The sequence below is a fragment of the Streptomyces albicerus genome (genome assembly GCF_008905045.1).
Classification (GTDB): Bacteria; Actinomycetota; Actinomycetes; order Streptomycetales; family Streptomycetaceae; genus Streptomyces; species Streptomyces albicerus.
Genome location: NZ_VWMY01000028.1, coordinates 24,976 through 43,352, shown reverse-complemented (window position 1 = coordinate 43,352; position 18,377 = coordinate 24,976). Strand labels below are relative to the sequence as shown.

Genomic DNA, 18,377 nt, shown 5'->3' with positions numbered 1-18,377 from the left:
AAACGGGGTGTGCGTCGCCGAAGGAGGCGTGAAAGGAGGCTGAAAGGAGACGTAAACAGCGTCCCGAGGGGCGGTTTTGTCACTCGCTGTCCCTGGTGGCGGGGGTCACGTCCTGTGCTGCGTGGCACCGGGTTGTGGGGACCCGGTAGCGTGAACCGACGATTCCGAAGGTCCCCCATTCGTAGGAGTCCCGGTGACGCACAACGGACAGGGCGACGAGCCCTCGCCGCGGCCCGCGCGCGAAGGCATCGTGCTGCCGTCCGACGGCGGCGAGCCCCTCCTGCCGGGCCAGACGGGCGACCGTGCGATCCCGGCGGGCGGCCAGGCCTGGGACCAGCCGTGGGGCCCGGGCCCCGCCCCGCAGACTCCTCCGGAGCCTGGGCAGGGCTGGACGCCGCCCGGCGAATGGGGTACGGCGGGTCAGGACCAGGGCCCGCAGAACTCCGGCTGGGGTTCGCCGGACGCAGGCGCAGGCGCCGCTCCGGGCTCGGGTGCGGCCGCTGCGGGCTGGGACGGATCGCCTTCGGGCTCGGCTGCGTCGGCACAGGGCCCGGGTACGCAGACCCCGGGTACGCAGACTTCGAGCTGGAGCGCTTCGACTCCGGGCTCCGGTGCTCCGGCCTCGGGCTGGGGTGCGCAGGGCGGGCATGACGGGCACGCGTCGCAGTACGCCGAGCCGACGGCCCAGTACGGCGCGCAGGGCCCGGGCGCCCAGTGGGGCGGCCCGCAGGCGCAGAACGGCGGTGGCCAGCTTCCGCCGCAGGCGGCCGCAGCGGGATCCCAGCCCCAGCCCCAGCAGCAGCCGGGCGGCGGGACAGCCTTCCCGCACGAGGGCACGACGACGAACGGGTACGGCGCACCGCAGACACCGGGCGCGTACGGGGCCGGGGCCCCGCAGGCCCAGGCCGGCCAGGCACCGTCGCACACACAAGGCTCGGCCGACGCGCAGGGGCAGGGTGGTTACGGCTACCCGCAGGCCCATGGCGGCCAGGCGGTGGCACCCCAGCCTCCCGCCGGGCACATGGCGTCGCAGGCGCAGGGCGGCTCCGCCGATGCGCAGGGGCCGGGTGGTTACGGCTACCCGCACGCCCCCGGCGGCCAGTCGGCGGCCGCGCCGCTTCCGCCCGCGGGCGCGGGGGCGGGTGTCGGTGCTGGTGCGTTGCCGCCCGCCGCGCCCATGGACGAGGGCGCGACCCAGTACCTGCCGCCCGTGCCCGCCGCCGCGCCCGTGGACGAGGGCGCCACACAGCTCCTCCCCCCGGTGGGCCCCGGTGCGCTGCCGCCCGAGATGCCCGCCGAAGCGAGGTCACCCCAAGCCGCGTCTTCCGAATCCACCCGGTTTCTCGGTCGGGTCCGGCAGGACGGGTCGGGGCCGATGCCCGGAGGTAATGGAGCCGGGCCCCTGCCACCGGCCGTGGACCCCGACGCCCAGCCCACGCAGTTCATCGCGCCGGTGCCCGCGCAGCCCGGCGGAGCCCCGTACGGGATACGGCCGGGCGCGCCGGAGGACCGTCAGCAGCCGCCGGCCGAGTTCGACAACCTCTTCCGGGCGGACGCGGACGCCGGAGGCTCCACGCAGCAGTTGCCGCGGTTCGAGCAGCCGCGGGCGGGACAGAACGGCCCCGGATACGGCACCCCCGCCGCCCACCCGGGTGCCCCAGGCGCTCCAGGCGCTCCAGGCGTTCCCGACGGTCCTTCCGGGCGCGGCTCACACCGTGGCGCGGCGGGCGGCGACAACAACGGCCGCGGTGGCCGTACCCGCTCCCGCGTGCCCCTCATCGCCGCCGTCGGCATAGGCATAGCCGTGCTCGGCATAGGCGCCGGCGCCCTGCTCAGCGGTGGCGGTGGCGATGACAAGGGCGACGAGAACACGACGGTGGCGGCGACGGCTCCCGCCACGGACGACTCCGCGTCCGCGTCCGCGTCCGCCGACCCGGCCAAGGCGCAGGCCGTGGCCCTGGACAAGCTCCTGGCGGACAGCGGGAACAGCCGCGACTCGGTGGTCAAGGCCGTCGGCAACATACGCAAGTGCACCAACCTCGGCCAGGCGGCCACCGACCTGCGCAACGCGGCCCGGCAGCGCAACGGCCTGGTCACCCGCCTCGCGGCCCTCTCCGTCGACAAGCTCCCGAACCACGCGCAGCTGACGGCCGCGCTCAACAGCGCCTGGAAGGCCTCCGCCGCGGCCGACACCCACTACGCCGCCTGGGCCGACCAGGTCGCCGGCAAGAAGGGCTGTCCCAAGGGCCAGGCGCGCGCCACGGGCCAGACCGCCGCGGGCAACCGCGAGAGCGGCACCGCGACCACGCAGAAGGCCAAGGCCGCGAAGCTGTGGAACTCCGTCGCCCAGACCTACGGACTGACGGAACGCCAGCCCGGCCAACTGTGAACCGAGTTACGGCCGGCCCGACCAGTTGTGAGTCGCGGCCGGCATGACCAGCTGTGAGTAACAGTCGGCTCGACCAGCTGTGATCGAGCCGGATCGGCCGTGATCAGGACGCTTCCGTGCTCTCCAGCACCTTCGACACGTTCACGAACCCCTTGCGCGCCGCGACCAGTTGACCCCCGCGCACCACCTGGAAGGTCACGTCCGAGTTGACCAGCCGCGGGAAGCCGCTCGCCGCGGTCAGGTCCTGGAAGCTCCAGCTGAGCGTCGGCGTCAGCCCACTCGTGTTGATCTTCAGGCCGTCGTCGAGGGTCCGCCGCAGCGTCCGCGAGGACACCTCGCCGTCGCCCAGCGACTCGATGGCCTTCTTCAGGGCGGTGTACGCGACCCAGGTCGTCTGCACCCCCGGGTCCGCGGCGTCGATCCGGTTGTCGCCGAAGGCCTCCTCACTGATGACCTTGCGCATCGGCTTCCACCGCTTGTCGCTCGACGCCGGGTACCAGCCGGTGACGTACGACCCCTCGTACGTGCTGCCCGTCGCGTCGATCACCGACTGGTCGACGCTGCCCATCACGGACGCCGTGCGCACGTCCGGGTAGTCCTCGCGGGCGCGCCGGAACGAGTCCATGAAGGTGTCCGTGCGGTCGCCCAGGGCGGGCACCACGCACCCCTCCTCCACCGGATCCGCCGTGACCCGCCGCAGCGCCTGATCGGCGTGCCCCGAGTACTCGGTGGCGTCCTCGGCGGCCCGCTGGTCGACGGAGGCCGAATGACTCGCGGACTTCAGGCCGGAGTCGAGCAGGACGGGCAGTTCGTCGCCGGCGATCGTGTCGGGGCGTACGAGGGTGACGGGGCCGCAGATCTTGCCGAGCTGCTGGCCGAGGCCGGCCAGGAGGGAGGGCTGGCCGCCGTTGACGGGATAGGAGAGCGGGCTGGTGAACTCGTCCTCCGTGACGCCGTACCCGCCGAGGTACGGGATGCCGGCACCCTCCAGCGGGGAGAAGAAGGAGCGGGCATGCTGGCTGTACGAGCCGACGACCGCGACGACGTTCTCGTCGACCGCGCGCCGGGCGCAGTTGGCGGCGGCCACCGAGTCGTTGTGGTCGTTGCAGGTGAGAACCTTGAGCTTGCGGCCGTTGATGCCGCCGTGGGAGTTGACCCAGCGCGCGTACGCCAGTGCCATGGCGGGCATACCGGGCTTGTTGGTCGCTTTGGTCTTCTCGGGTGCCCACGTCATGACGGTGATGGGGTCGTCCCCGGAACCCCCCGTGGTACCGGGGACGACACCGCAACCGACGGCTATCGACGCGCACGCCGCCAGTGCACCCGCGGTCAGCACTCTGGCCTTGGCGGGACGGTGGAGGGCGGGGAGGAAGGTGCGAGTGCGTCGCCTGCCGGTCATGGACACGCACGATTCCGCCACACAGCTACGGCTGGTGTGATCCTCGGTCAACGCTCGGTGACGAGAAGGTGAACAGCGGGGTGCGGGACGGGACGATCGGGCGGGAACGTACGATCGGTGACCGTGCAAGGTTCGGAGAACTCTTCCCGTCGCGGGCGTCGCTCATCCACCATGGGCGGCATGCCACTGAACGATATGCCGTGGTGGCGCTGGCGCAGCAATGTGCGCTCCGCGCTGCACATGCTTTCCGACACCGAGTTCCAGCGGGGGGTCTGGCTCGCGGGGGTCGACGGGTACGGGGATGTGACCGATGCCGTCTATCGCCTCGTCGAGGACACCTGGCTGGACAACTGGTCCGCCGAGAAGTACGTGGGGACGATCTTCCGGGACTCTCAGGAGGCGGCGCTCGTCGATACCGCCGTGCTCCGGGTGCTGAGGATCATGCATCAGGTGGGGCCTGATGCCGCTGTCTCCGCCTACCTCGACCATCAGGGGTGGCCGGAGGCCGTGCGGGCCGCCCGGGATGCGCATGTGCGGATGGCTGTGAGCGACGGGGAGGATCCCGATGCTCCGCCTCGGACTCTTGAGGTGCTGAGGATCATGACTCGGTCTGCGTAGGCGCTCCGCTCGGTTCGGCGGGTTCGTGCCGATGGGTGGGTTCGTGCGGGTCGTGTGTGGCTGGTCGCGCAGTTCCCCGCGCCCCTAAGTGGGCGTGTGCTCGGCATTCCCTCTTGATATGGGACCCTGGCGTGCATGAACGAGCAGTCCGCGCCCGAGCAGTACGTCCTCACTCTTTCCTGTCCTGACAAGCAGGGCATCGTGCACGCCGTGTCGAGTTATCTGTTCATGACCGGGTGCAACATCGAGGACAGCCAGCAGTTCGGTGACCATGACACGGGGCTGTTCTTCATGCGAGTCCACTTCTCGGCGGAGTCGCCGGTGACGGTGGAGAAGCTGCGGGCGAGCTTCGCGGCGATCGGTGACTCCTTCCAGATGGAATGGCAGATCAACCGGGCCGAGGACAAGATGCGGGTCGTGCTGATGGTCAGCAGGTTCGGGCACTGCCTGAACGATCTGCTGTTCCGGACGCGCATCGGGGCGCTGCCCGTCGAGATCGCGGCTGTGGTGTCCAATCACACGGATTTCGCCGAACTCGTCGCTTCGTACGACGTGCCGTTCCACCACATTCCGGTCACCAAGGACAACAAGCCGCAGGCCGAGGCGCAGTTGCTGGAGCTGGTGCGGGAGCAGGGCGTCGAGCTGGTGGTGCTCGCGCGGTACATGCAGGTCCTCTCCGACGATCTCTGCAAGCAGCTGAGCGGGCGGATCATCAACATCCACCACTCGTTCCTGCCGAGCTTCAAGGGCGCGAAGCCGTACCACCAGGCGCACGTCCGTGGTGTGAAGCTGATCGGTGCCACCGCGCACTATGTGACGGCCGACCTCGACGAGGGGCCGATCATCGAGCAGGAGGTCGAGCGGGTGGGGCACCAGGTCACGCCGGAGCAGCTCGTCGCCGTGGGGCGGGACGTGGAGTGCCAGGCGCTGGCGCGGGCCGTGAAGTGGCACGCGGAGCGGCGGATCCTGTTGAACGGGCGCCGGACGGTCGTCTTCGACTGAGGGCGCCGTCTCGCGGGTGCCGGTCGCGCTCTCGTCGTCCTACATGCGGCTCAGTGATGCCGCCGCGAACAGCACGTCCTTGATCGCCTCTCGGTCTCCCACCTGGCCGGCCGCCGCCTCCTCCGGGGAGACGTGCCCCGCTGCCAGTTGGCAGAACTCGACGCCGTCCAGGGCCACGTGGGCCACCTCGTGATCGGGGGAGGCCAGTGCGCCGGGGGAGTCGAGGGGGATCAGCCACTCGCCGCCGCCCAGGCCCTCGATCTCCAGGCGGAGGCTGCGGCCGGGGGCGCCGGCCGGGACCAGGTGACGGACGTGGCCGGGTCCGGCGAGGCCTGCCTGACGGCGGGCCGCCAGGGCGGTGGGGAGCATCCGGGCGCCCAGGTCGATCATCGCGTGGAGATGGCGGGGCGAGGGCGGCTCGTAGGGATAGTCGACGGCGTCCGCGATGTCTCCCGCGTGGACCCAGCACTCGAAGGCCCGGTCCAGCATCGAGTCCCGCAGAGTGAGCTCGAAGTCGCCGTACGAGACGGGCAGTTGGCCGGAGCCGCCGCCCGCGAAGGCCACCGTCCGGACCAGGTTGTGGGCCTGCTCGCGCCATGGACCGCGTACGGAACGGGTCGGCGGGAAGTGGGAGGCACGCCAGAAGGCCTCCGTGCGCGCCGCGGGGGTCGGTGACTCCGCCGGTGCTTCCAGGGGGTCGTCCAGGCCGAGGGTCACGGCGACCAGGCCGTCCACGGTCAGGAGGTGGGCGATCACGCCCGCGACGGTGGTGCGGCGGCTCGTCGGCTCGTCGCGCTCGAACCAGCGCAGGCGTACGGGTGCGTGCCACTCCGCGTCGCCGATGTCCTGGAGCAGGGCGTCCAGACGGGCCGTTTCCGCGTCGTACGGGGTTGCCCATTCGGGGACCGGGATACGGGGCGGGCGGCGCTCCAGGCAGCTCTCCAGGACTCGGGTGCGGAGGGCCGGGTCCAGGTCGAGGCTCTCCGGCCGGTGGAGCAGGCCCACTGCCTCGCGCAGGCGCAGGGCCTCGTCCGCGCATGCGCCGCAGAGGCCCAGGTGGTCCTCGACGGCTGCCGCTTCCTCGGGGGAGCAGGCCGCCAGCGCCCATGCGCCGAGCAGGGCCTTCAGGACCCGGTGTTCGAGGATGAGGGGGGTGAGGGCCGGCTCGGGGAGGGGGAGGCCGGTGTCCTCGACGGAGGAGCGGGGCATGGGTATGCGCGGGGGCTCGTCGGGGTCCTGGCCGTTCCCCTTCTCGGGGTCCTTGGGGCCGCCCGGTCCGTGGGGGCCGTTCTCGGCTTCCGAGTCGTCGGAACCCTGCGGGCCCACTCGGCCCTCGTGCTCCTCCGGGTCCGTGTGGTCCTCGTGGCCCCCGTGGTCGTCGTATGCCTCGAAGGGGTTCGCGCCGTTCACCGGGCACCCCCGTACTCGGGCGGTGTCCCGGACGGGCCGGTGTCGTGGGCCGTGGACAGCAGCTGGAGGCCGAGGCGCAGACGGCGGCGGGCCTCGTCCTCGGTGACGCCGAGGTCGGCGGCGGTCTGGCGGTAGTCGCGGCGCTGGAAGTAGGCCAGCTCCAGGGCGGCGCGCAGCGGGGTGGGCATGGACGTGACGATGTAGTCGGCGCGGGCGGCCACCGAGGCACGGCGGACCTTGCTCTCCAACTCCTCCGTGCCGCCCGTGCCGCCGCGGGCGAGCGCGGCGGTCTCCGTGGTGCGCAGGCGCTGCACGGCGAGGCGGTGGGTCAGCGTGGCGACCCAGGAGCGCAGGGGGCCCTGCTTGGGGTCGTACGCCTCGGGGTTCTCCCAGACGTGGGCGAAGACCTCGCGGGTGATGCCGTCGGCGGCGCGCTCGTCTCCGAGCACGCGATGGGCGAGGCCGTGCACGAGTGAAGCGAATCGGTCGTAGAGCTCGCCGAGTGCGGCCGCCTCCCCGCGTGCGAGCCGCTGCTGCATCTTGCGGTCCCAGCGGGGCGGCGCGTCCTTCTTGGCCATGCGGCCCCCTCACCCCTGGTCGTGCCCTGCGCCTGTCCCTGTGTCCACCGGATTCTCCTCTCCGGCGTCCTCCTGAATGTAGTCGGCACCCCTGGCAACGCACGCCCCTTTGTGGCAATGCGCGCCCCTGCGGCGGCTGCGGATGGTAGTGCCCTGATCACGCTGAGCGTGCATGTACGTACGTTGTGCGTGTGCCTACCCTGTCTCGGCCTGATCAGGCCCGACCGGACTCGACCATTCTCGACCGAAACAGCCCACTTGGGGCGAGCTTCGATGGGGCATCCGGTGTTTCATGGAGCGAGGGTGGGGCAGCCGCGCAGGCAGGGAAGCGAAGGAAACACTTCCGCTTCCCCTTCGGGGTCCGACATCGTCGGGCGGCCCGGGTCCGGCAACGTCGAGCGAGGGGCAGACGCGTGACGCTCAGGGTGACCGAAGGCAAGCAGCGCGGCTGGGCCGTGCTGCGGGTCTCGGGCGAGATGGATCTGGTGACGTCACCGGTGCTGCGCCAGCGGGTGCACGACGCGGTGGCCGACGGCCGGCACGACATCGTTCTCGATCTGTCCGGGGTCCTCTTCTGTGACTCCAGCGGCGTCGGGGTGCTGATAGCGACCCGGCGGCTGATGCGCTCCTGCCAGGGGCGCCTCCGCTTGATCCTGCCCGCGCAGGGAGCGGTGGACGGCTCCCACGTCAACCGGGTCCTCGGCGCCCTCGGTGTGCGCCGCCTCTTCGATGTGTATCCCGACGTCAGTGCCGCCGTCGACGACGAGTCGAGCTCTCTGTCGGCGTGATTTCCGTCACTCGCGGGGGAAGATCGTCCTGTAACTCCGCGACGCCGTTGTCGCGGAATTCCCCCGGTCTTGGCACAAGCGCCGTTTTCCCACTCCTCGAGCGGCCTGGTCGTCGTACGCTCCCTGCCAGACGCACCCACGTGATGTAAGGCGGCCCGACAAGACATGGTCAGCACCGAGTACGAGCGAAGGATCGCCGCCCGGTTCGCCACCTTCGACCAGGACGGCAACGGCTATATCGACCGCGAGGACTTCTACGCGGCGACCAAGGCGCTGCTCGCTGAGTTCGGTACGACGGCCCGGTCCGACAAGGGCCAGGCCCTCTACATCGGCGCGGAGGCCTTCTGGCAGGGCATGGCCGGAATCGCGGACCGGGACGGCGACCAGCGGATCACCCGCGAGGAGTTCGTGAACGGCGCGGTGAAGCGACTGCGGGACAACCCCGAGCGGTTCGCCGAGATCGCCCGCCCCTTCCTGGACGCGGCGCTCGCCGTCGCGGACGGCGACGGGGACGGCTCGGTGACCGTCGACGAGACCGCGCGGGTCCTCAAGACCCTGGGCGTGCCCGCGGACATCGCCACCACGGCGGCCGGCGCGCTCGACGCGGACGCCGACGGCCACGTCACCGAGCCGGAGATCGTGAGCGCCTTCGCCCGCTACTTCACCGTGCCCGAATAGCGTTCCCTCAGCTTGTACTTGAGCACCTTCCGCAGTGTCTCGTTGCGAGGAAGGGCGTCCACCACCTCCAGCTGCTCCGGCAGCTTGTGCACGGACAGCCCTTCCGCGCGCAGGTAGGCGGCGACGGCCTCCAGGGTCAACTCCGCGGCCCCCTCGGGCTGTTCGACGACGGCGCAGAGCCGCTCTCCACGCTCGGCGTCCGGCAGCCCGATCACCGCGACATCGCCCACGTCCGGATGCCGGTGCAGCAGATCCTCGATCTCCTTCGCCGAGATGTTCTCTCCCTTGCGGATGATGACGTCCTTCAGACGGCCGGTCAGCACGAGATGCCCGCTCTCCGTGAGCCGCCCGAGGTCCCCGGTGATCAGGAACCCGTCCTCGTCGAAGGCCTCCGCGGTCTGTGCGGGATCCAGATAGCCCGCGCAGACGGCCTCTCCGCGCAGCCGCACCTCCCCGTCCGCGATCCGTATCTCCATGCCCTCCGGGGGCCGTCCCTCGGTCGTCGCGAGGTTCTCCTCCGAGTCGTCCGGCGAGCCCATCGTGATCATCGGGACCTCGGTCATGCCGTACCCGTGGGTCAGCTGGACCCCCATCTCGCGTACGACGGCGTGATGGACCTCGGGCGGCTTCGGCGCCCCACCGCCCGCCAGGAGGCGCAGAGTCGGTATGAGCTTCGTACCCGGCTGCTTGCGCTGTTCGGCCAGGAACATCGAGTAGAACGCCGTCGAACCGCCCGCCACCGTCACCCCGTGCTTGCGGTAGCCTTCCAGAGCGTCCGGCAACGCGAACTTCTCGAAGAGCACCGCCGGGAACCCGTACAGCAGCAGCATGACCAGATAGTCCGGTCCGCCTATGTGCGCGAACGGGAACGCGATCGAACCGACGTCGTCGGCCGACAGATGCAGCGCGTGGGCGAGGCACGAGCCGCCGGCGATCAGCGAACGGTCCGTGTGCAGCACGCCCTTGGGGTCGGACGTCGTCCCGGACGTCCAGTAGATCCAGCGCACGTCCGTGCTGCTCGTGGGCGGCGGGGGCAGCAAAGACGTGTCCCCTTCGGGGAGCGAGTCGTACGCCTCGAAGACCCCGCGCGCGTCAATGCGTTCCGCCATCGCGGCGTGGTCGAAGCCGCGCCACTCGCCCGGCACGGCGAAGTACGCGGCCTGCGACTCCCGTAGCGCGAAGGAGACTTCGCGGTCCCTGTAGAAGGGGATCACCGGCGTCTGCACGGCTCCGAGCCGGGCCAGGCCCATCGCGAGCAGGACCGTCTCGATACGGGTGGGCAGCTGCCAGGCGACGACCGTGCCGGGGCGTACGCCCATGTCGTGCAGGCCCGCCGCGGCCTTCTCCGCGCCCGAGCGCAGCTCCTCGAAGGTGAGGGTCCGGTCGTCCTGGAGGAGGACGGGACGGTCGGGGGTGAGCGCGACGCGACGCTCGACGAGTTCCCAGAAGGTGCGGGAGGCACCCAGTGCGTGTGCGGTGTCGGCGGTCATGGCCCGAACTCCCCTCGCAGCTGACGGATAGTCAGATTGGCTGGAGAGCGTAGGCCTCGGCGCCTTGTCGGTCCAGGGGTGCGGGGCTAGCCTGCTTGTCGAGAGTTATCTGACGGTCCATCAGAAACGTGCCCATCGAGCGCGTACGCCAGGCGGAGGGGACTCATGACGGAACTGCCCCGCATCATCAGTGTCGACGACCATGTGATCGAGCCCGCGCACCTCTTCGAGACCTGGCTGCCGAAGAAGTACCAGGACCGCGGCCCCAAGCCGCTGACCGCCGGCATCGGGGAACTCGCCTATGTGGGCGGCAAGTACCAGATCACGATGGACCCGGACGGGCCGCCGACCGACTGGTGGATCTACGAGGACCTGAAGTTCCCGTACAAGCGCAACATCGCCGCCGTCGGCTTCGACCGCGACGAGATGACCCTGGAGGGCATCACGCGCGCGGAGATGCGGCCCGGATGCTGGGACCCGGTCGAGCGGCTCAAGGACATGGACGCCAACCATGTGGAGGGTTCGCTCTGCTTTCCGACCTTCCCGCGGTTCTGCGGGCAGACCTTCGCCGAGGCGCACGACAAGGAGGTCGCGCTGGCCTGCGTGCGCGCGTACAACGACTTCATGGTCGAGGAGTGGTGCGGCGACAGCGGCGGCCGGCTCATCCCGCTGTGCATCATCCCGCTGTGGGACATCGACCTCGCGGTCGCCGAGATCAGGCGGAACGCCGCCCGCGGCGTGAAGGCCGTGACCTTCTCCGAGATCCCCACCCACCTGGGGCTGCCGTCCATCCACTCCGGCTACTGGGACCCGTTCTTCGCGGTCTGCCAGGAGACCGGCACGGTCGTCAACATGCACATCGGCAGCAGCAGCCAGATGCCCGCCGCCTCCCCCGACGCCCCGCCCGCCGTCCAGGCGTCCCTGAGCTTCAACAACGCGATGGCCTCGATGATGGACTTCCTGTTCTCGGGTGTGCTGGTGAAGTTCCCGCAGCTCAAACTCGCCTACTCCGAAGGGCAGATGGGCTGGATCCCGTACGCCCTGGAGCGCGCCGACGACGTGTGGGAGGAGCACCGGGCCTGGGGCGGCGTCAGGGACCTGATTCCCGAACCCCCGTCCATGTACTACTACCGGCAGATCTTCTGCTGCTTCTTCCGCGACAAGCACGGGGTCGCCTCGCTGGACGTGGTGGGGCGGGACAACGCGACGTTCGAGACCGACTATCCGCACGTCGACTCGACCTTCCCGCACACCAAGGAGGTCGCCCTCGACCATGTGAAGGGCCTCGACGACGAGACCGTCTACAAGCTGATGCGCGGCAACGCGATCCGCATGCTGGGCCTTGACTTGGACCGCGCCAAGTAATGGATCTCTCCTACACGCCCGAGGAGGAGGACTTCCGCGCGCGGCTGCGGGAATGGCTGGCGAAAGTGCTCCCCGGGCTGCCCCCGAAGCCCTCGCCCGACGACTGGCCGGGGCGGCGGGCGTACGACCTCGGGTGGCAGCGGATGCTGTACGACGCCGGGTACGCGGGGCTCCACTGGCCCGTCGACGCAGGGGGTCGCGGCGCCACGCCGACGCAGCACCTGATCTTCCTGGAGGAGACCGAGAAGGCGGGAGCCCCCTACGTAGGGGCCAATTTCGTCGGGCTGCTGCACGCCGGGCCCACCATCGCGGCCGAGGGGAGCGCCGAACAGCGGGCGCGCTGGCTGCCGCCCGTGCTGCGCGGCGAGGAGGTGTGGTGCCAGGGGTTCAGCGAACCGGACGCCGGCTCGGACCTCGCGTCGCTGCGCACGCGCGCGTGGCGGGACGGCGACGACTACGTGGTGAGCGGTTCCAAGATCTGGACCTCCCACGCGGAAGTCGCCGACTGGTGCGAACTGTTGGTGCGGACCGACCCGAAGGCGCCGAAACACCGGGGCATTTCGTGGCTCGCGATGCCGATGGACGCCCCGGGGATCACGGTCCGACCGCTGCGTACGCTCGCGGGCTCGGCCGAGTTCGCGGAGGTCTTCCTCGACGAGGTGCGGGTGCCGGTCGCGAACCGGGTCGGCGAGGAGAACGACGGCTGGCGCGTGACCATGGTGACGCTGTCCTTCGAGCGCGGCACCGCCTTCGTCGGCGAGGTGGTGGCCTGCCGGCGCGTCCTCGGCGAACTCGCCCGTGAGGCGCGCAAGAACGGCCGCTGGGACGACACACCGCTGCGCCGCAGGCTCGGCCGGCTGAACGCCGAGTTCCGCGCGCTGTGGCGGCTCACGCAGTGGAACGTGAGCGAGTCGCAGCGGTCGGGCGGCGTACCGGGCGTGGGGGGTTCGGTTTTCAAACTGAGGTACTCGCGCGCGCGGCAGGACTTGTACGACGCGGCCGCGGAGGTGCTCGGTCCCGAGGGGCTCGACCTCGACAGGGAGTGGACGCTGGACCGGCTGTCGTCCCTCTCGTACACCATCGCGGCCGGCACCTCGCAGATCCAGCGGAACATCGTGGCCGAGCGGATCCTGGGCCTCCCGAAGGGGCGGTGACCATATGGATTTCCAACTCACTGATGATCAACGGGCGTTGCGGGCGGGCGTACGCGAACTGCTGGACCGGCGCTTCGGGCGGGAGCGGCTACGGGCCGCCGTGGACTCGCCAGGCTTGGACCGCGCGCTCTGGCGGGAGTTGGGCACGGCGGGATTCTTCGCACTGCGGCTGCCGGAGGCGGAGGGCGGGGTCGGACTGGGGCTCCCCGAGGCGGTGTTGGCCTTCGAGGAGGCGGGCCGCGCCCTGCTGCCCGGGCCGCTCGTGGCCACGCACCTCGCGGCCGGCGAGGTGCCCGGAGCGGCCACCGGCGAGACCGTCGTCGCGGCCGTGGACGGCACGCTCGTCGAGTGGCTGGACGCGGCGGACGTCGTACGCGGAGACGCGAGCGGAGCCGTCGCGATGCGGTCGGTGGACCCGCTTACGCCGTTGCACCGGGTGCCCCGGGCCGCGCCGACCGATCCGGTGGCCGCTCTGCTGACCGCCGCCGAGCAACTCGGCTCGGCCGCACGCACCTGCGAGCTCGCCGTGCAACACGCCCGGACCCGTGAGCAGTTCGGGCAGCCGATCGGGGCCTTCCAGGCGGTGAAACACCTGTGCTCGGAGATGCTGGTGCGCGTGGAGGTGGCGCGCGGCGCGGTGTACGCGGCCGCCGTCACGGGCGATCCGCTCGACATCGCGGCGGCCGGGCTGCTGGCCGACGAGGCCGCCGAGCGCGGCGCCCGCGACTGCCTCCAGGTGCACGGCGGCATGGGCTTCACATGGGAGTCCGACGTGCACCTTCACCTCAAACGGGCCTGGTTGCGGGCCCGTCGCGGACAGAGCACGGCCGAGGCAGAGGAAGCGCTCGCGGAGGATCTGCTGGTCTCCGCGACCGCGCCCCGGGCGTGAACGGCCCCAGCGGATTGCCGCCGATCGTGGCACGCAGGGGCGGGCGCGAACGGACAGATGTCGCGGAACGTGGCATACCGGAATTACCGAGCGTTGATATCGGGTTGTGTCCTATGCGTGACTCGTCACGGCCTGGAGTCGGAGCCTTGCTCCGGTACCTTGTGTGGGATGCGAGTGGTTCTGAGGCCGGTCCATCACGGTGTTGCCCCTGAGGCGGCCCCGGATCCGGCGATGCGTACCGCTCGCAGGGCAGGAAGCAGGACCGTTCCTGCCTGTTCGACTCCCCGTGACGAGCGTCGCACAGTATGCCGCACGCGTACTCCTTCGCGCTGGAATATGCCCGAAGCGCTTGTTGGGGTGACTGTACGTCAACCATGCTGTCTCCTAGGGGGATCACGTTCCGTGAGCCCTTTTCTGACCACGATCGTGGCCCTTGCGAGGCGCGAGGCGATGTGTCCGCCGGTTCGGATGGTGTGAGCGGTGCAGGTGCTTCAAGTGCAGCTGGAGATCCGGCCCGACCCCGCGGAGGTGGGTCGAGCCCGGAGGTGGGCTCGTTCCCGGCTCGCCGGGTCCGGGATAGGGGCCGATGAGCCGCTTGCTGAGACGCTGATCCTGCTCGTCTCCGAACTGGTCACCAACGCCGTGGTACACACCGGCTGTCCGGCCGTACTGCGCCTGTCGCTGCCGGGCGTGACGGGCGAGGAGCCCGTGGAGGAGTCCGCCGCCACCGTCCGTCTGGAGGTCGCCGACGCCAGCGCCCGCCCGCCGCGCCCCCGGTGCGCGGACGGCGACGAGACGAACGGCCGCGGCCTCGCGCTGGTCGACGGCCTCGCCGACCGCTGGGGCTGGAACGCCGACGGGGCAGGCAAGAGCATCTGGTGCGAGGTGGACCGCTGCTCACCCGGGGCCGCGGCTCCGTCGGCGTACGGGGACCTGGCGTACGAGGCCGTCTGAGAGCGGGCAGCGCCCCTTCAGGGGCGCGGGGAACTGCGCGACCAGCCCCCACGGACCCGCACGTGACGACCGGACCTCGGGCGGAGCACTGAAGCACCGGGTCCGGACGGCGGGCGTCCGGTGCTGCCGGATGCGCCGGTGCGTGCTTCCGCCCAGGGCTGTCACAAAGGGCGCATAGGCCGCGAATCCTCGAACAGGTGTTGACGTGACGTGTCCGTTTGATCACGCTTGTGTTCAGCGATTCGCCGTGAGGGGACGACGAGGGCTTCGGTGACGGGAGCCCTTGACGAGCGCGGGTCGCGATTCGGCGTCAGCTCCTACAGGGCCGAGGAGCAGGGCGGGAACGCCGGAGCCGGATGGCGGCGCGCGATGCCGTGCTCGGGGCGGGCATTGGCGCGCCGCCAGCCGACCCCTTGGTTCGGGGGACTCCTTGGTTCACAGAATGGCGACGGGTGCCACGGGGGTTCCCGTGCCGCCGACGAACGGTTCGGGCATCGCCGACAGCAGAAATGCATGGCGGCCAATTTGTCCACAGGCTGTGGACAACTCTTCGAGATTCCAGTTCTGGCCCTGGAGCATGCCCATTTCGACCAGGTCGAGCGCGTGTACGGGCAGCCACAAGTCCTCTATTTCGGGCGGAAATATCTCAAAGGTGAGGGTGTCGTTCGCGACCGCCGCGACATCGCGCGCGTGGAACCACTCCGGCGTGCGGACGGACAGGCCGGGGGACGGGTACGCGTACGCGTGCTTGTCGCCCGCCAGGTAGAGCTGGATCTGGCCGGTGCGTACGAGGACGATGTCGCCCGCGCGGACTGTCGTTCCGCTCAGTTCCTCGGCCGCTTCGAGGTCTTCCGGGGTCACCGCGTGGCCGCCGTCGAGGCGTTCCTTGCCGAGCGCGCGGGCCACGTCCAGGAGGATGCCGCGCGAGGCGATGTGCCGGGGCTTGTCGATGCCGCTGAACTCGGCGCCCCCGTGAGCCGTGACGGTGGTCGCCGGGCGGCCGTTGTAGATCTTTCCCGAGTGCGAGACATGCGTGAGCGCGTCCCAGTGGGTGCCCGCCTGGAGGCCCATCGTCACGGCGTCGTCGCTGCATGCGACCGTGCCGGGGCCGAACAGTTCCTGGTTGATCTGCACCATCGCGTGCAGGGGGTTGATCCGGCCCGGGATCATCCCGGTCTGCACGCCGTCCTGCCGGAGCGGTAGCGCGAGCGGGACGCGGCGGCCCGTGCGCACGGTCGCGGCGGCCTCGCGTACGACCTCGTCCGTGATCAGGTTCAGCGTGCCGATCTCGTCGTCGGCGCCCCAACGCCCCCAGTTGTTCACGCGCTTGGCGATCTCGTGGAACTCGTCCGACAGTGACATGAGTCCTCCCCGGGGCTTGTCTCCAGGTATCTGACGGGTCGTAGAATCTGAGTCGAATCTAACGGACCGTCAGAAACTGCGGGAAGGGGCCGGGGCGTGGGGAACTTCTTGGCAGGCAAGGTCGTCGCCGTGACCGGGGCGGGACGCGGCATCGGGCGCGCGGTCGCGCTGGCTGCCGCGGCCGAGGGCGCGCGGGTCGTCGTCAACGACTACGGGGTGTCGATCGACGGCGCGGAGCCGACCAGTTCGGTGGCCGACACCGTGGTCAAGGAGATCGAGGCGGCCGGCGGGGACGCGGTCGCCGTGGCCGACGACATCTCGACGATGGCGGGCGGGCAGCGGGTCGTCGACACGGCGCTCGAGACGTACGGGCGGATCGACGGGGTCGTGTGCGTGGCCGGGATCCTGCGCGAGCGGATGCTCTTCAACATGTCCGAGGAGGAGTGGGATCCGGTGGTCGCCACGCACCTCAAGGGCACGTTCACGGTGTTCCGCGCCGCCTCGGCCGTGATGCGCAAGCAGGGATCGGGGACGTTGATCGGGTTCACCAGCGGGAACCATCAGGGGTCCGTCTCGCAGGCCAACTACAGCGCCGCGAAGGGCGGGATCATCTCGCTCGTACGGAGCGCTGCGCTGGGGCTCCACAAGTACGGGGTCACGGCGAACGCGGTCGCGCCTGTCGCCCGTACGCGGATGTCCGCGAACGTGCCGATGGAGTTGAAGGAGATCGGCGAGCCCGAGGATGTGGCCGCGCTGGTCGCCTACCTGTTGTCGGACCGGGCCCGTGAGGAGGGGATCACCGGGCAGGTCTACACGATTGCCGGGCCCAAGATCGCGGTGTGGGCGCAGCCGAGGGAACTCCGCGCCGGGTACGCGGAGGGGGGCTGGACGCCGGAGAGGATCGCGGAGTTCTTGCCGGGGACTGTGGGGGTGGATCCCATGCCTTTGCTGGCGCAGGTGGAGGAGATGGCCCGGGCGGCGCGGTCCCGCTCCGCGGAGGGCGGGTGAAGAGCGCCGTTTGAGCCGCGGTCGGTTTGAGGCTGCGGGTTGTGTGTGGCTGGTCGCGCAGTTCCCCGCGCCCCTTAAGGGGCTGTGCCCCTTAACGAGTCCCGTCCCTCAGAAGCTTGTCGGAGGACACCATGGAGTTCGGGTTCACGCAGACGGACGTGGCGTTTCGGGCTGAGGCTCGGGGGTGGCTTGCTGAGCATGGGGCCGATGTCGTGGACCGTCGGGCGTGGGAGCGTGCGCTCGGTAAGGGGGGCTGGATAGGGCTTGGCTGGGCCGAGGACGGTTACGGCAATCGGCGGGTCGGTCTCACCCAACAGGTCGTCTGGGCCGAGGAGTACGCCCGTTCGGCGGCGCCCCCTCGCTCCGGGCACATCGGGGAGAACCTGCTCGCGCCCACGCTTATCGCTCATGGGACCGAGGAGCAGAAGCGGCGGTTTCTGCCGCCGGTCGCCCGGGGGGAAGAGCTCTGGTGTCAGGGGTACAGCGAGCCGGGGGCGGGGTCCGACCTCGCAGGCGTGCGTACGGCGGCGGTGCGGGATGCGGACGCGGGCGCGTATCGGATCACCGGGCAGAAGATCTGGACCTCCCTGGCCCACGAGGCGGACTGGTGTTTCGTCCTCGCCCGCACCGAACCCGGATCGCGCCGCCACCACGGTCTGTCGTTCCTGCTCGTGCCCATGGACCAGCCGGGGCGTGTCGAGGTCCGGCCGATCCGGCAGATGACCGGGACCAGCGAGTTCAACGAGGTCTTCTTCGACGGGGCGCACGCGCGCGTGGAGCACGTCGTCGGGGGCGAGGGGAACGGATGGCGGGTCGCGATGAGCCTGCTCGGCTTCGAGCGGGGGGTGTCCACGCTGGCCCAACAGATCGGCTTCGCCGAGGAGTTGGGGCGGGTGGTGGAGGTCGCCGTCTCGACGGGTGCGGTGGACGATCCGGTCGTGCGTGATCGACTCGTGCGGCAGTGGGCCGAGTTGCGCGTCATGAGGTGGAACGCCCTGCGCACGCTGGGGAGTTCGGCGGACCGGGGTGCCCCCAGTGTGGCCAAGCTGCTGTGGGGGCGATGGCATCAGCGGCTCGGCGAGCTGGCGATGCAGGTGAGGGGCGCGGAGGCGGCCGTGGGTCCGGCGGACTGGACGGCTTCGGAACCGTACGAACTGGACGCGCTGCAGCATCTGTTCCTCTTCAGCCGGGCCGACACCGTCTACGGAGGCTCGGACGAGATCCAGCGCACGATCATCGCCGAGCGCGTGCTCGGCCTTCCCAGGGAACCGAAGGGTTGAGGTGGGCGCGATG

Annotated in this window: 16 protein-coding genes; 11 read left to right on the top strand and 5 right to left on the bottom strand. The window is 70.6% G+C overall.

Annotated features, from left to right (window positions below):
• The first annotated feature begins 193 nt into the window (after nucleotides 1-193).
• Nucleotides 194-2,389, top strand: coding sequence for a hypothetical protein (locus GAS53_RS25465; RefSeq protein ID WP_225859081.1), 2,196 nt, complete (start codon nucleotides 194-196; stop codon nucleotides 2,387-2,389).
• 103 nt (nucleotides 2,390-2,492) lie between these two features.
• On the opposite strand, the gene GAS53_RS25460 is transcribed toward GAS53_RS25465, so the two are convergent.
• Entirely contained in the window at nucleotides 2,493-3,788 is a 1,296-nt protein-coding gene (locus tag GAS53_RS25460; RefSeq protein WP_151480027.1) for an ABC transporter substrate-binding protein, read from the bottom strand.
• A 117-nt stretch (nucleotides 3,789-3,905) separates the two neighbouring features.
• On the opposite strand from GAS53_RS25460, the gene GAS53_RS25455 reads away from it, so the two are divergent.
• Entirely contained in the window at nucleotides 3,906-4,406 is a 501-nt protein-coding gene (locus GAS53_RS25455) for an SCO4402 family protein (RefSeq protein ID WP_151480026.1), read from the top strand.
• A 135-nt stretch (nucleotides 4,407-4,541) separates the two neighbouring features.
• Complete coding sequence (purU, locus tag GAS53_RS25450; protein ID WP_151480025.1) at nucleotides 4,542-5,408, top strand: formyltetrahydrofolate deformylase; 867 nt, start codon at nucleotides 4,542-4,544, stop codon at nucleotides 5,406-5,408.
• Between the two features lie 39 nt (nucleotides 5,409-5,447).
• Here the strand turns inward: purU and GAS53_RS25445 are convergent, their stop codons facing one another.
• The gene (locus GAS53_RS25445; RefSeq protein ID WP_192583274.1) at nucleotides 5,448-6,818 is read right to left on the bottom strand and encodes a zf-HC2 domain-containing protein; all 1,371 of its coding nucleotides are present in this window, start codon (nucleotides 6,816-6,818) and stop codon (nucleotides 5,448-5,450) included.
• A complete protein-coding gene (locus tag GAS53_RS25440) occupies nucleotides 6,815-7,396 on the bottom strand; it encodes a sigma-70 family RNA polymerase sigma factor (protein WP_151480024.1) in 582 nt (193 codons plus the stop codon). Before GAS53_RS25440 ends, GAS53_RS25445 begins: the two co-directional genes overlap by 4 nt.
• 413 nt (nucleotides 7,397-7,809) lie before the next feature.
• Here GAS53_RS25440 and GAS53_RS25435 point away from each other — a divergent pair, with 413 nt between their 5' ends.
• Entirely contained in the window at nucleotides 7,810-8,184 is a 375-nt protein-coding gene (locus GAS53_RS25435) for an STAS domain-containing protein (RefSeq protein ID WP_151480023.1), read from the top strand.
• Between the two features lie 165 nt (nucleotides 8,185-8,349).
• A complete protein-coding gene (locus GAS53_RS25430; protein WP_151480022.1) occupies nucleotides 8,350-8,862 on the top strand; it encodes an EF-hand domain-containing protein in 513 nt (170 codons plus the stop codon).
• Here the strand turns inward: GAS53_RS25430 and GAS53_RS25425 are convergent.
• A complete protein-coding gene (locus GAS53_RS25425; RefSeq protein WP_151480021.1) occupies nucleotides 8,841-10,352 on the bottom strand; it encodes a class I adenylate-forming enzyme family protein in 1,512 nt (503 codons plus the stop codon). The two genes, GAS53_RS25430 and GAS53_RS25425, sit on opposite strands and share 22 nt — an antisense overlap.
• A gap of 165 nt (nucleotides 10,353-10,517) precedes the next feature.
• Here GAS53_RS25425 and GAS53_RS25420 point away from each other — a divergent pair, with 165 nt between their 5' ends.
• From GAS53_RS25420 to GAS53_RS25400, 4 genes are all read left to right on the top strand, one after another.
• Entirely contained in the window at nucleotides 10,518-11,717 is a 1,200-nt protein-coding gene (locus GAS53_RS25420) for an amidohydrolase family protein (protein ID WP_151480020.1), read from the top strand.
• Entirely contained in the window at nucleotides 11,717-12,871 is a 1,155-nt protein-coding gene (locus GAS53_RS25415; protein ID WP_151480019.1) for an acyl-CoA dehydrogenase, read from the top strand. The genes GAS53_RS25420 and GAS53_RS25415 overlap by 1 nt, the downstream gene beginning before the upstream one ends.
• A gap of 4 nt (nucleotides 12,872-12,875) precedes the next feature.
• Nucleotides 12,876-13,760 (top strand): acyl-CoA dehydrogenase family protein, encoded by an 885-nt coding sequence (locus tag GAS53_RS25410; RefSeq protein WP_151480018.1) that lies wholly within the window; start codon nucleotides 12,876-12,878, stop codon nucleotides 13,758-13,760.
• 495 nt (nucleotides 13,761-14,255) lie between these two features.
• Nucleotides 14,256-14,714, top strand: coding sequence for an ATP-binding protein (locus GAS53_RS25400; RefSeq protein ID WP_151480113.1), 459 nt, complete (start codon nucleotides 14,256-14,258; stop codon nucleotides 14,712-14,714).
• A 435-nt stretch (nucleotides 14,715-15,149) separates the two neighbouring features.
• Here GAS53_RS25400 and GAS53_RS25395 read toward each other — a convergent pair whose 3' ends face one another.
• Nucleotides 15,150-16,076 (bottom strand): cyclase family protein, encoded by a 927-nt coding sequence (locus tag GAS53_RS25395; RefSeq protein ID WP_151480017.1) that lies wholly within the window; start codon nucleotides 16,074-16,076, stop codon nucleotides 15,150-15,152.
• Between the two features lie 96 nt (nucleotides 16,077-16,172).
• Between GAS53_RS25395 and GAS53_RS25390 the strand changes: the two genes are divergently transcribed.
• Both GAS53_RS25390 and GAS53_RS25385 read left to right on the top strand, forming a co-directional pair.
• Nucleotides 16,173-17,084, top strand: a complete 912-nt coding sequence (locus GAS53_RS25390) for an SDR family oxidoreductase (RefSeq protein WP_151480016.1) — start codon at nucleotides 16,173-16,175, stop codon at nucleotides 17,082-17,084.
• Nucleotides 17,085-17,215: 131 nt separating this feature from the next.
• A complete protein-coding gene (locus GAS53_RS25385) occupies nucleotides 17,216-18,364 on the top strand; it encodes an acyl-CoA dehydrogenase family protein (protein WP_151480112.1) in 1,149 nt (382 codons plus the stop codon).
• Nucleotides 18,365-18,377 lie beyond the last annotated feature (13 nt).

Bases quoted from the DNA above. Each gene is read 5' to 3' on its own strand.
- GAS53_RS25460 (WP_151480027.1), bottom strand. From the start codon at position 3,788: ATGACCGGCAGGCGACGCACTCGCACCTTCCTCCCCGCCCTCCACCGT.
- purU (WP_151480025.1), top strand. From the start codon at position 4,542: ATGAACGAGCAGTCCGCGCCCGAGCAGTACGTCCTCACTCTTTCCTGT.
- GAS53_RS25440 (WP_151480024.1), bottom strand. From the start codon at position 7,396: ATGGCCAAGAAGGACGCGCCGCCCCGCTGGGACCGCAAGATGCAGCAG.
- GAS53_RS25430 (WP_151480022.1), top strand. From the start codon at position 8,350: ATGGTCAGCACCGAGTACGAGCGAAGGATCGCCGCCCGGTTCGCCACC.
- GAS53_RS25425 (WP_151480021.1), bottom strand. From the start codon at position 10,352: ATGACCGCCGACACCGCACACGCACTGGGTGCCTCCCGCACCTTCTGG.
- GAS53_RS25420 (WP_151480020.1), top strand. From the start codon at position 10,518: ATGACGGAACTGCCCCGCATCATCAGTGTCGACGACCATGTGATCGAG.
- GAS53_RS25415 (WP_151480019.1), top strand. From the start codon at position 11,717: ATGGATCTCTCCTACACGCCCGAGGAGGAGGACTTCCGCGCGCGGCTG.
- GAS53_RS25410 (WP_151480018.1), top strand. From the start codon at position 12,876: ATGGATTTCCAACTCACTGATGATCAACGGGCGTTGCGGGCGGGCGTA.
- GAS53_RS25395 (WP_151480017.1), bottom strand. From the start codon at position 16,076: ATGTCACTGTCGGACGAGTTCCACGAGATCGCCAAGCGCGTGAACAAC.
- GAS53_RS25385 (WP_151480112.1), top strand. From the start codon at position 17,216: ATGGAGTTCGGGTTCACGCAGACGGACGTGGCGTTTCGGGCTGAGGCT.